Origin of the sequence: Streptomyces sp. NPDC097619, from assembly GCF_040302735.1 — a bacterium.
Taxonomy (GTDB): domain Bacteria; phylum Actinomycetota; class Actinomycetes; order Streptomycetales; family Streptomycetaceae; genus Streptomyces.
Map to the genome: position 1 here is coordinate 1 of NZ_JBEOSD010000210.1, position 11,341 is coordinate 11,341.

Consider the following 11,341-nt stretch of genomic DNA (forward strand, 5'->3'; position numbering starts at 1 on the left):
CGTGCGGGACTTCGCGCGTCGACGGCCGGGCACCTTCCTCGCCGGCGCCGCCGTGGCGGGGTTCTTCCTCGGCCGCGCCGGCAAGGGGGTGGGCGCCGCGGACTCCTCCACCGGAACGCCTGACGGCTCGCGCCCCACGCCGCCCACGCCTCCGGCAGCCGGCGCCGGGGCGGCTGCCCACGCACCCGTCCCCGCTCCTCCGCAGCCGGCACCCCTGCCCACGGGCACGACGCGACCGTTCGAAGGGCTGTGACATGACCACCGCACACGAGGAACGGATTCCCGCGGGCGAGGGCATGGACCCCCGCGCCCCCTCGCCGGCGGGGATCGGCAGCGGCCACGACGGGGCGGCCGAACCCTCGATCGGCGACCTGGTGGAGGCGATCGGCCAGGACGTGTCCGGGCTGCTCCGCACGGAGATCGAACTGGCCAAGGCCGAACTCAAGGAGGAGTCGGCCAAGGCGGGCAAGGCAGCCGGCATGCTCGGCGGGGCCGGCTATGCCGGCCACATGGTGGCGCTGTTCGGCAGCCTCACCGTCACGTTCGCCATCGGCAGCGTCATCCCGCTCGGCTGGGCCGCGCTGATCGTCACCGCCCTCTGGGCCGCGGTCGGCGCCGCCCTCTACGTCAGCGGCCGCGCTGGCTGACAACGGCGAGCACACCTGGCGCGTGACGTCGATGCACTCGCGGACCGGATGACCCCCCGAAAGATCGCACAGCGCAAGGCCTCGGAGATCCGTCACCGGGCCGGCGGGATCAAGGAGCGCGTGATGGGTACGGCACAGGACACCGCGCACGGGACGGTGGAGGGAACGCACCGGGCGGCCGACGGCGTCGCGGAGGCGGTCAAGGAGGTCGGCGCGACCGTCGGTGACACCGTCCAGCAGGCGCCCGAACAGGTCGAGCGCGGCACCCGGGGCAGCCCGCTGGCCGCCGGGCTCATCGCGTTCGGCGCGGGCATGCTCGCCTCGGCGCTGTTCCCCGCCACAGATGCGGAGGAACGTGCCGGACGTCGGCTCCGCGAACACTCCGACGAACTGCTCGAACCGGGCAAGCGGGCCGCCCTCGAAGCGGTCCGCGAAGTCCGGGACGAGATGCGGGAACCCGCCACGCAGGCCGTGGAGGAGATCAAGGCGGCGGCACAGGAGGCGGCGGAAACCACCAAGGAGGAAGCGCGGGGGGCTGGACGGGACACGGTCGAAGGCCTGGCGCGCACCGCTCACGACGCGGTGGGAGAGGTCCGCGACACCCCCGCCGGCCCCGCTTCGTCCTGATCGCGCCCGTTCGCCCGCCGGTTCCGGTTCAATCGCCGGGTTCCTCGGTGGGGGTAGGCGGGAGGGCGGTGTGGTCGGGGTGGCCGCGCGTCCGGCGGGCTTCCTTCAGCTCCGCCTCGTACAGGTGGTCGCGGCCTGCGGCGAGGTCGTCCAGGACCTCCCGCTCCAGGGCGGCGAAAGGCCGGTAGTAGGTGGCGTCGTAGGACTCCACGATCTGGAACGTCCAGTGCCCCGGGATGACGTTGCGGCCCACGATCTCCCGCTCCACCCGCGCCGCGTGCTCGGCGTGGCCCGCTTCGCGCAGCAGCCGCACCGCCTCGTCGAGCTGGAAGTCGGCCGTGCCGGTCAGCTGGTGGAACCCGTACAGGTGCCCCCGGGCCCGCTCGGTCGTCTCCAGTGCCTTGGAGAGCGCGCCCAAGGCCCGCACGGTCGCCCCGGTCACTCCCGCAGGCCGCTGGTGGGCCCCGTCCATGGATCCGCTCTCGTCACCCATGGCAGCACGCATGCCCCGCCGCCCGGTCGACCGTCCCGCCGGCTGGGCCGCGCGGCCCAGGAAATTCGCCCGGGAGGACCGGGTTCCGAGGGCACGACTACCGGGTGAGGTAGAGGGCGCAGACGTCGTCGCGGCGGGCGTGCGGGTCCACCAGGGCGGCGAGGACGCCGTCGAGACCCGTGCCCGCGGTCGTGCAGTCGATGACGGTGCGGGCCAGCCGGTCGAAGCTGGTGTCGAGGTCTTCGAGGGGGGTCTCGATGAGGCCGTCGGTGTAGATCAGGAGCCGGTCGCCGGAGCGGAGCGTGAGGGTGGCGGACTCGTAGCGCGACCGGTGCGTGGCACCGAGCAGGACGCCCGTGGCCTCGACGAGGTAGCGGGCCTCGCCGTCGCGGATCAGGAGGGGCGGGGGGTGTCCGGCCCGGACCCAGGTGAGTTCGGAGCGGGTCGGGTCGTAGGTGGCCATGATCATGCTCGCGGTGCCGTAGTTCTGCTCCGCGGTGTGCAGGAGAAGGGTGTTGAGCCGGGCGAGGATGTCGGGCAGCGAGGTGCTGGTGATGGCCATGCCCTTGGCACTGAAGCGGAGTTGGGCCATGGTGGCCACGGCGCCGAGTCCGTGCCCCGCGACGTCCCCGACCACGATCAGGGCGCGGCCGTCGGGCAGTTCGACGGCGCTGTACCAGTCGCCGCCGACGTCGAGTCCTTCTTGGACGGGCTGGTAGGCGACGTCCACGGTGAGTCCGGCCAGATCGAGGGTCTGGTGGGTCCGGGGGAGCAGGGCGTCCTGGAGCCGGGCGGCGAGTTCGCGTTCGGCGGCCAGCAGCCCGCGCTGGACGAGCGTGGCCTCCTGGGACTCCAGGAGCCGGTCCTCGGCCTCCTTCGTGGCGGTCAGGTCCTGGAAGAAGCCGTGGACCTCCACCGGGTCGCCCCGGACGTCGGTCTCGGCCTCGGCCACGATGCGGACGTGCCGGAGTTCCCCCGCGGGAGTGGTGATGCGGAAGGTGTGGTCGATGGGCCGCCCCTCGCCGAGCAGCTTCGGCACGACCTCCCCCAGCGCGGGCAGGTCGTCGGGGAGGACGTGCCCGGGGAGCTCTTCGAGGGTCATCGGCCCCAGCGAGCGGTCCCGCCCGAAGACGGTGTAGACCTCGTCGGACCAGCTGATGGTGTCGGCCACCAGGTCCCAGTCCGCCCATCCCATGTTGCCCAGGCGCTGCATCACCGCCAGGCGCCGCTGTTCCCGTTCGCCGCTGTCCAGCCGTACCCAGGAGACGATCAGGCCGCCCTGGCAGGCGGACGCGCGGACCGCGAACCGGGAGAGCCGGGGGATGCCGGCCAGTACCTCCTCGTACGTGAAGGGATCTCCCTCGTAGCGGACCCCGGTCTCCAGCGCGCTCAGGTAGCCCTCCCACAAGGGGGAGCCGGCCACGGTCGGGTACGTTTCGAGCACGAGGCGGCCGACCAGGTCCTTGCCGCGCCGAGCCCCGATGTCCACCGCATCGGGGGACGCGGCGGAGACCCGGAAGTCCGTCACCCGCCCGTCCGCGTCGCGCTCGGGCACCAGGAAGATCACGGACCCGGGGAGTCCGTCCAGCAGGTCCTGTACCGCCGCCACGGGCAGTCCGTGGCCCGTGTCGCCGCCCTGGTCCCGGTCCGTGGGCCGTCTGGTCACATAGCGGTGGGAGGAGAAGGGCGAGTCACCGCCGACCTCCGCGCGCTCCCCGCCTTCCGGCTCGGCCTGCCCCGTCATGGACCGAGGATGCCACACCCCATCCGTCCCGGGAGGCGCATGGGCCAGGCGGCGCACGCGTCGGAGCATGCGGGCGGCGATCCGGGGAAGGCGGGCCTCCTGGAACGCGCCGGAAGGAGATCCGCATGCCGACGAGAGGACGCACCCCGCCGGACCACGTCGTCCACCGGACCGCCGGAACACCGATCGGACCGTGGCAAGACTTCGACGACGTCATGGACCGGCTGCTGGGACTGTTCGGCACCCCCCGTCCCGCCGGGCGCACGGGAGGCTCCCGCGACGCCGGGGACACCGAGGAAGGAAGTCACCGTTCATGAGCAGTGAAGAAGGCACCCGGGACGAGGCGCGGGGGGACGAGATCTACCAGCCGGCCGAGCAGGTCGAGCCGGGCGAAGCCCAGCCGGACATGGAGAACGCGCTCGGTGAACCGGACCTGGACCGGACGCTGGACACCGGCTACTCCCCACCCGAGCGGCCCGTGGCGGTCGCCCGCCACGGCACGACCGCCGCGGAGCAGCGTGCCGGCGAGACGCTCGACCAACGCCTCGCACAGGAAGAGCCGGAACCGTCCGGCGGGGAGGGGCCCACGGGTTCGGAGCACGTGCCGGGCGCGGACCTGCCCGAGGGCGACGCGTACGACGACCGGGACACCACCGCCACCCCGGAGGGCGACGCGTCGACGGCGGGCCGCGAGCGGGCCGGTCGCCTGGCTCCCGCGGAGGGGGAGCCTACGGGGCGCCACATCGCCGTACTGGCCCGGGACGCGGGGATCGACGGCGGGGCCGCCTCCGCGGAGGAGGCCGCCGTGCACGTCGTGGAGGAACCATCGGACGAGCCCGGGCGGGACGCCTGAGGCGAGCCCCGCTCGCAGGACTCACCGGAGACGGCCTCCCTTCATATGGGTCCGGAGTCTCCGGGCCGGAGACCTGACAGACCGCGGGAGGCGGTGCGCAGGACGCCGGCGGCGCGCGGGAACTCGTTGAGTTCGCGGGCGAGGAGGTCCAGGGCGGGCGGCAGGGAGGAAGTCGACGATGTGCAGGAGGTCCTCGGCGGTCCGGGCGCGCTGCCGGTCGTCGTAGGAACGCGTCGCCGGGTACGCGTCCTCCAGCGCGGCCGTCACCGAGGCGGCGATCCGGGTCCGGCCGCGGACCACGTAGGTAGGTGTACTCCTGGTCCGCCAGGTGGGGCAAGTCCTCGATGGGCTGGTGCTCGCGGCGCGGCGACGGCAGCGGTTGCCCGGCGAGGAGCCGCGCCGCGTCGCGGGCGTCGGAGGCCCAGGCGTCGGCCCCCGTCGCGCGCGCGTACCGGCCGTCGGCGCCGAAGGCCGCGCCGCCGACGAGCACGGGGACGCCGATGGAGTGGCAGGCGGCGACGGCCGTGTGCGCGACGGGCAGTCGCGTGGCGAGGGAGGCGGACAGGGCCACCGCGTCGGGACCGGTGTCGTGGAGGTACCGGATCAGGTGCGGGGTCGGGAGCTGGGCCCCGAGGTAGTCGACCCGCCAGCCGCGCAGCTTGAGCGTTTCTGCGAGGAGCCGTGCCGGCATGGCGTGCCATTCGCCTTCCATGCAGGCCACGGTCACCCGGCCGAGGGTGGGGCGGACGCGGGAGGCCGCGTGCTGGGCGACGGCGGTGACGACGCGCTCGTTGATGGCCGTCGTGGCGTGCTCCTGGGCCACGGACACCCGGTTCGCGACCCACTCTCCGCCCATCCGCCGTTGTACGGGGGCGATGACGTCCAGCAGGACACGCTCCGGGTCCAGCCCGTCGTCCAGGGCCTTCAGCAGCGCCCCGCAGGCGGTCCGCTCGTCGCAGCGGAGGGTCGCTTCCCACACGACCTCGCCCAGGGCCGCGACCTGCGGATCGGTCGGTCGGGAGGCGTCGGTGTGGGGAAGGACGCGGGGGCCCGAGCGGGGGGCAGGGGCGGGGTCGGCGTGGGAGCCGGAGGGGCCGTACGGGTGCCCGTGGGAGGGGTGGTGGTGCGGGTCGGCGTCGATGTTCATGCGGGGGACCTGTCCGGGGCCTGGCCGTGGTCGGCGGTGTACGGGAGGGAGCGGTCGGCGGGGGCGGAGACGACCACGACGGCCATGTCGTCGTGGCGGCCGTCCCCGACCCATTGGGAGGCGAGCATCTGGACGCGTTCCACGACGGCCTCGGCGGGCATCCCCGCACACCCGGCGAGGACTTCGTGCAGGCGGGAGTCCCCGAACTCGGCATCGCCCGGAGGGCCGCCGCGGGCCTCCGTGACGCCGTCGGTGTACAGGAAGCAGGACTCGCCGGGGGCGAGCGTCACCGTGACCGTCTCCGCGGTCACTTCGGGGATCGCCCCGACGAGCGTGCCGTGGACCGGGGCCTCCTCGATCCCGCCGCCGGCGCGCAGGATCAGCGGAGGAGGGTGCCCGGCGCCCGTCAGCCGCAGCCGGACGCCGTCGGCCTCGCGCCGGACGGAGGCCATGACCAGGGTCGCGAACCGGGAGCGTTCCCGGTCCAGTACGGCGGTGTTCAGCAGTCTGAGCACGCGCAGGTGGTCGTCCGCCAGGGGCAGGAGGGCGTGCACGGCGGTGCGGATCCTGCCGGCCAGCACGGCGGCCTCCAGCCCCTTGCCGCACACGTCGCCGAGCACCACCAGGCAGGAGTCCCCGTCGCCGGCGGCGGGGTGGACGTCGTAGAAGTCCCCGCCCACGCTGTCGTGGTGCGAGGAGGGCAGGTAGCCGCCCGCGTACTCCACCCCGGCGATCCGTTTCAGCGTCGGCGGCCGCAGCTCCTGTAAGAGCGCCGACGCGACCGAAGCCTGCTCCGTGTACAGCCGTGCCGCCGACATCTCGGCTCCGGCCCGGGCCGCGAACTCCTGCGCCAGGGCCTCGTCCATGGTCGTGAACGCGGCGCTCTGCGGCCGCCGCAACAGCACCAGCGCTCCGGACGGCAGGCCCTGCCCGGGGAGCGAGGCGATCGCCACGGATCCGACGGGACCGAACCCCGGCGGCACCAGCCAGTCCGGTGCCGCCGAGGGATCGATCCAGGCGGACGGGACGGGCGGATACCCCTGGAGCGCCTCGCTCAGGCCCATGACGGTCCCGGCATCGGCGGCCGACACCTGCGAGGCGGCGGGTATCCCGCCGCGCACGCAGGCCACGACGGGGGTCTCGTGGGGGGTCCGGTCCGGGAAGATCACCAGAGCGGCGTCGGCGTAGTAGTCGGCGGCCCTTTGGGCCGTGGAGGCCATGCAACGTTCGAGATTCAGCATGCCCGGCCGTTCCCCCTCAAGACGGGGGGAAGGTGTGCTCCCAGGCAGTTGACCGCGCGTGCGAGGGACGCAGTGCGCACCCCTCACCTCCTTGAAAACGAAGGGAAGCACTTGCCTGTGGCAAACCATGTTGCATCGTTCGCGCGCTTCGCAACCTGGATGCGTATTTGACCGCTTCTATCCGGAATTCCGACATGCGTCGAAACGGAACGCACGGAATTCGACCCGGCACACCCGTGCCCGGTCGCAACGACAGACGCCGGTGCCCGTCAGGGGTGGTCGAGGTTCCTGTCGGTTCCGACGGCGAAGACGTCGAAGCTCTGACAGAGGGGGCGCCAGACGGCACGCGGGGCGAGGCAACTCGCCCTCGACGAAGGCAGTTTCGGGCGCCGGCCTCCCCGCACCCCCTCCTGCGGCGGTGCGCCCGGGCCGGCCGGTAGGCTCCGGCCCATGGCCGATGCACCGCTCCGGACGCCGCGTCCGACGCCGACGCCCTGTTCCCTCACGCCACCCGGGCGGCGGCAGTGACGGCGGACCGCCCGCGGGTGGACCGTCCCGGGCCGGACCGTCCGCCGGTGGCCCCGGAATCGGCGATCCCCGGGCGCCTGACGGCCTGAGCCGACGGGCCCGGTACTTCGTGGAGGCGCACGGCCTACGGCTCCCGCGCCGCGACCTCGCCACCTATCGGGAGGACTGGCTCGGGCACGGAGTGCCCGCCGCCGAGATCGACCGGGCCTTGGCCTACCAGGAGCGGTGGGGCGGCCTGGCGCTGCCCCCTGCCCCCGCCTACGAGGGCGGGCCGCGCATCCTGGCGGCCGGAACGCCCCGGGGCCGGGCCCCGGACGGATGGCGCTTCCCGGCCGGTGGCTGCCGGGTCTTGATGGCCCACGGATTCATGATCGGTCCGGAGGGCGAGTTCGGGATCGACGCCCACCATTGGACGCCCCTGCACGCCGGCCCGGAAGGGTGGGTGGAGGCACTGGCCCTGGCCGCCCACGCGAACCACTGGGCCCGGACCGTCACCACGCTCAAGGGCGCGGCCGTCGACGAACTGGACCTCTCCGGGTTCGAGCCCGTACCCGAGGTCCAGGGCCTCGCCGACATCTGGTGGCGCGGCGAGGACTCGCTCATCGCCGTCTACCGGGGCGAGGCCATCGGCTTCGACGCCCCCCGCTGCCTGCGGGCCCAGGTCTACGGCGGCCTCGACGAATGGGGCCTGCACGGGCATTGACCCCCCCGGTCGCGGTCGGGGGCCGCGCCACCCGCCGCTCCGGAGCGCCCTCTCCCTCTTCGCCCGCAGTCCTCCGCTGTCGTCGCAGGTCAGGGGTGCTCGTCGGGGTGTCGGTGCCCTCGGTGATAATGCCGCCTGTGATCGACACTTCCCGCCGCACCCTGCTCGCGGCCCTCACGGCCACGGCCGCCGCTCCCCTCACCGGGCTCGCCGCCGCTCCCGCCTCCGCGGCGTCCGCCGCGCCCGCCGCTCCGGCGGCCTCCGAGGCCGGCGTCCCGGCGTCCGTCGCCCAGATGTCCGCCGGCCTGACCGGACCCCGTTCCTCGGTCACCCTCACCGGTCCCGCACAGGACATGGCCGCCCTCACCCGGGCCTCCGTGGCCGCCCTGACCACGAGCGTCCTGCCCGGCAGCCCCGCGCGCACCGAGGTCCGCAGCGAGGGCCGGCCCCTCGCCGTGCTCACCACCGGCTCCCGCACGGTGCTCATGACCGGACCCGAGCGCACCTTCACCGAGAACAAGCGGGTCTTCGAGGACGCCTTCGACCGGACGCTCGCCACCCCGGGCAGCTGGGGGAACTCCCCGGCCGGCGGGCGCTGGTCCGTGTTCGGCGGCACCGAGGTCGCCGGCACCGGCTCCGACCCCGTCTACCCGCAGTTCACGCTGACCCAGCGCGGCGCCGCCCGCGCCGAGATCAGCGACACCAGCACCGGCCGGTACGCCCTCCTGCGCGACGAGGAGGTCACCGACGTCGACGTCCGGTGCACCGCCCGCTTCGACCGGATCCCCACGGGCAACGCCGTCTCCTTCGCGCTCGTCTTCGCCTACCGCAGCAACGGCGCCGAGAGCAGCACCCACCTCCGCGCCCGCCTCTCCTTCACCACCCAGGGCGAGGTCCAGCTCCGCGCCGAGAAGCTCGTCGGCGCGACCGCCACCACCCCGGCGGGCCTCACCGCGGTCTCCCTCGCCACCGGCGTACCCGCCGGCGCGGACTGGACCGTCCGCGTCCGCAAGGAGGGCACCCGCGTCCAGATCAAGGCGTGGCGCACCGGCACCACCGAGCCGACGACCTGGCGGATGGAGTTCACGGAGACCGACGCCCGGTACGCCCAGGGCTCGGTCGGCGTGCGCGGCATGGCCTCCGACGGCTGCACGAGCACCGTCAACCTGACCGTGAGCCGCTTCGCGATCACCGAGGCGACCTGGGCGAACCCCCCGGCCGTCACCCACCCCCACTGGGTCCGCCTCCTCGACGCCCCCTACGACGGCACCTGGACCCCCGCCGTCGAGGACGTGATCCGCGCCTGGACCGGCTCCCTCGCCCCCGACGCCCTCGCCTACGCCGCCGCGTTCCTGCCGGGAGCGCCCGGCGCGACCAGCGGGCGCCGCGCACCCGTCGGCGCCCGCGTGCTCGGCGAGGCCGGCTACGGCAAGACGGACGCGCAGGGACTGCGCCCCGTCGGCGCGGACTTCCACGACTACATGGACCGGCCCTGGTCCTTCCCCGACCGGACGCAGCCGAAGGCGCCGGAGGAGGGGCAGGCGGGCAACCTCGACTGCTCCGGCTACGTGCGGATGGTCTACGGCCACCACATGGGCCTGCCGCTCTTCGACGACGTGGACCCGAACAAGCGGGCGCTGCCCCGCAAGTCGGGCGCCATGGTCGAGCACGCGCCCGGCGTGCTGGTCGCGACGAAGACGGACGACGGCAAGGCCCTCCAGGCCGGCACCGCCCTCCAGCCGGGTGACCTGGTCCTCTTCGACGCCAACGAGCCCGGCGACCCGGACGAGGCGTACTCCGTGGACCACGTCGGCATCTACCTGGGCCCGGACGCCGACGGCCGCCGCCGTTTCGTGTCCAGCCGCAAGAGCTGCGACGGCCCCACGATGGCGGACCTGTCGGGCGCCTCGGTCCTCGACGGCACCGGCACGTACGCCGTCAGCCTCCGCGCGGTCCGTCGCCTCTGACCGGACCTACCCACCCGGAGGGGGAGCGAGGGGACGGCCGCGACGGCCGTCCCCTCGGCCCTTCAGAGCCGTCGCGATCCGCCGGGCGGCTCGGGCGCGGGGCGGGGCCGGGGGCGCGGTGGCCGTCGCCCGTGTGTCCTCGTCCTCGTCCCCGTGCGGCCCCTTTGCCTTGTCGGTCCCGTCGGTCCCGTCGAACTCGTCAGTTGCGTGCGCTTCCACCGCCTCGGCGGCCTCCGCTGCCTTGTGGAGTTCGGCCGTGAACTGGGCGCCGGCCAGCAGGGCGAGGTTCGAGAGCCAGAGCCAGATCAGGAAGACGACGATCCCCGCCAACGAGCCGTACAGCCGGCTGTAGGTGCCCAGGACCGCGGTGTACACCGCGAACCCGGCGGAGACGGTCAGCCACAGGGCGGCCGCGAGGGCCCCGCCGGGCAGGCTGTGGCGTCGCCGGTACGCGGACGGCGGGCCGGTGTGGAACAGGACCACGACCAGCACCCCGACGAGGAAGAGCAGCAGCGGCCACCGCGCGATGCTCCAGAAGAGCTGGACGCCCTCGTCGAGGTGGAGCAGGGCGCCGACGCTGCGGGCGACGGGGCCGCTGACGATGAGGACCAGGGCGCTGGCGGCCAGCAGGGCGAGCAGGCCCAGGGCCGTGCCGACGATGCGGTGCGCGGTGCGCCACGGTGAGCGCTGGTCGGGGACGCGGTGCATGTGGTGGAGGGCCCGCCGGAAGACCGCCAGGTAGCTGCACGAGGACCACACGGCGCTGACGGTGCCCGTCGCCAGCAGCGTCCAGGCCGTGGAGTGCGGCTGGAGCGCGCCGGCGAGGAGGTCGTTGAGCTGGGTTCCGGACTGGCCGGGGGCGTAGTGGGTGACGTGGGCGATGAACTGCTCGGCCGTGCCGGGACTGATCATGCCGAAGGCCAGGACGGTGACGAGCAGGGAGGGGAGGATCGCCAGGATCGCGTAGTAGGTGAGGGCGGCGGCGTGGTCGCTGATGTCGTCGTCCCACAGGGTCTTCGGGGTCCGGCGCAGCGCCGGCCACCAGGAGCGGGTCCCGGCGGCCGTGTCCGCGGCGTCGACGAGGCCGGCCGCGCGACTGAGGAGGGCGGGCAGCGGCTGCCCGGCGTCAGCGGACATGCCGGTTCCGGCGGACGGGCGGCCGGTGCGCTACGGCTCGGGCAAAGCTGCGGTGTCTGGTCATACCCCGGTGTTCGTTTCCTCGGACGTGCGGTTTTCGACGCGCTTACCCGCGAACGCCACCGGCACACACGCACAGGGGGCCACCCGGGGGACCGGGGCACGCACGCGCCGGGGGGCTCGCACCCGCCCGCACCCGCGGCAGGACGCACCGTCCCGGTGAGAAACGGGCGCGCCCCGGCACTGTTCGTGCC

At 74.2% G+C, this 11,341-nt stretch carries 9 protein-coding genes and 3 pseudogenes; 7 read left to right on the plus strand and 5 right to left on the minus strand.

Annotated features, from left to right (window positions below; genetic code table 11):
• The 4 genes and pseudogenes from ABTZ17_RS33745 to ABTZ17_RS33760 form a co-directional block, all read left to right on the plus strand.
• Positions 1-253, plus strand: a pseudogene (locus tag ABTZ17_RS33745) (hypothetical protein); the annotation flags it as partial.
• A gap of 1 nt (position 254) precedes the next feature.
• Positions 255-647: a phage holin family protein gene (locus ABTZ17_RS33750; protein ID WP_352199620.1), complete on the plus strand. Its 393-nt coding sequence runs from the start codon at positions 255-257 to the stop codon at positions 645-647.
• Positions 648-659: 12 nt separating this feature from the next.
• Positions 660-737 (plus strand): annotated as a pseudogene (locus tag ABTZ17_RS33755) (DUF3618 domain-containing protein); the annotation flags it as partial.
• 33 nt (positions 738-770) lie between these two features.
• Positions 771-1,274 carry a hypothetical protein gene (locus tag ABTZ17_RS33760; RefSeq protein WP_352199621.1) on the plus strand — a complete coding sequence of 168 codons (504 nt, stop codon included), beginning with the start codon at positions 771-773 and terminating at the stop codon, positions 1,272-1,274.
• Between the two features lie 28 nt (positions 1,275-1,302).
• On the opposite strand, the gene ABTZ17_RS33765 is transcribed toward ABTZ17_RS33760, so the two are convergent.
• Both ABTZ17_RS33765 and ABTZ17_RS33770 read right to left on the minus strand, forming a co-directional pair.
• Positions 1,303-1,779: a hypothetical protein gene (locus ABTZ17_RS33765; protein ID WP_352199622.1), complete on the minus strand. Its 477-nt coding sequence runs from the start codon at positions 1,777-1,779 to the stop codon at positions 1,303-1,305.
• A gap of 85 nt (positions 1,780-1,864) precedes the next feature.
• Positions 1,865-3,511 (minus strand): PP2C family protein-serine/threonine phosphatase, encoded by a 1,647-nt coding sequence (locus ABTZ17_RS33770; protein WP_352199623.1) that lies wholly within the window; start codon positions 3,509-3,511, stop codon positions 1,865-1,867.
• 313 nt (positions 3,512-3,824) lie between these two features.
• On the opposite strand from ABTZ17_RS33770, the gene ABTZ17_RS33775 reads away from it, so the two are divergent.
• Entirely contained in the window at positions 3,825-4,364 is a 540-nt protein-coding gene (locus ABTZ17_RS33775; RefSeq protein ID WP_352199624.1) for a DUF5709 domain-containing protein, read from the plus strand.
• Positions 4,365-4,405: 41 nt separating this feature from the next.
• Here the strand turns inward: ABTZ17_RS33775 and ABTZ17_RS33780 are convergent.
• Both ABTZ17_RS33780 and ABTZ17_RS33785 read right to left on the minus strand, forming a co-directional pair.
• Positions 4,406-5,355: pseudogene (locus ABTZ17_RS33780) on the minus strand (cobalamin B12-binding domain-containing protein).
• A 152-nt stretch (positions 5,356-5,507) separates the two neighbouring features.
• Complete coding sequence (locus tag ABTZ17_RS33785) at positions 5,508-6,752, minus strand: PP2C family protein-serine/threonine phosphatase (protein WP_352199625.1); 1,245 nt, start codon at positions 6,750-6,752, stop codon at positions 5,508-5,510.
• A 637-nt stretch (positions 6,753-7,389) separates the two neighbouring features.
• Between ABTZ17_RS33785 and ABTZ17_RS33790 the strand changes: the two genes are divergently transcribed.
• Together ABTZ17_RS33790 and ABTZ17_RS33795 are read left to right on the plus strand one after the other, a co-directional pair.
• Positions 7,390-7,983, plus strand: a complete 594-nt coding sequence (locus ABTZ17_RS33790; RefSeq protein ID WP_502994956.1) for a hypothetical protein — start codon at positions 7,390-7,392, stop codon at positions 7,981-7,983.
• Between the two features lie 128 nt (positions 7,984-8,111).
• Positions 8,112-9,950, plus strand: coding sequence for an NlpC/P60 family protein (locus ABTZ17_RS33795; protein ID WP_352199626.1), 1,839 nt, complete (start codon positions 8,112-8,114; stop codon positions 9,948-9,950).
• 6 nt (positions 9,951-9,956) lie between these two features.
• Here the strand turns inward: ABTZ17_RS33795 and ABTZ17_RS33800 are convergent, their stop codons facing one another.
• On the minus strand, positions 9,957-11,087 hold the full coding sequence (locus ABTZ17_RS33800; protein WP_352199627.1) for a YihY/virulence factor BrkB family protein: 1,131 nt from the start codon (positions 11,085-11,087) through the stop codon (positions 9,957-9,959).
• Between the last annotated feature and the right edge of the window lie 254 nt (positions 11,088-11,341).

What these genes read in the sequence shown, in the direction of transcription:
- ABTZ17_RS33775 (WP_352199624.1), top strand. Translation starts at nt 3,825, where the DNA reads ATGAGCAGTGAAGAAGGCACCCGGGACGAGGCGCGGGGGGACGAGATC.
- ABTZ17_RS33770 (WP_352199623.1), bottom strand. Translation starts at nt 3,511, where the DNA reads ATGACGGGGCAGGCCGAGCCGGAAGGCGGGGAGCGCGCGGAGGTCGGC.
- ABTZ17_RS33765 (WP_352199622.1), bottom strand. Translation starts at nt 1,779, where the DNA reads ATGCGTGCTGCCATGGGTGACGAGAGCGGATCCATGGACGGGGCCCAC.
- ABTZ17_RS33760 (WP_352199621.1), top strand. Translation starts at nt 771, where the DNA reads ATGGGTACGGCACAGGACACCGCGCACGGGACGGTGGAGGGAACGCAC.
- ABTZ17_RS33800 (WP_352199627.1), bottom strand. Translation starts at nt 11,087, where the DNA reads ATGTCCGCTGACGCCGGGCAGCCGCTGCCCGCCCTCCTCAGTCGCGCG.
- ABTZ17_RS33750 (WP_352199620.1), top strand. Translation starts at nt 255, where the DNA reads ATGACCACCGCACACGAGGAACGGATTCCCGCGGGCGAGGGCATGGAC.
- ABTZ17_RS33785 (WP_352199625.1), bottom strand. Translation starts at nt 6,752, where the DNA reads ATGCTGAATCTCGAACGTTGCATGGCCTCCACGGCCCAAAGGGCCGCC.
- ABTZ17_RS33795 (WP_352199626.1), top strand. Translation starts at nt 8,112, where the DNA reads ATGCCGCCTGTGATCGACACTTCCCGCCGCACCCTGCTCGCGGCCCTC.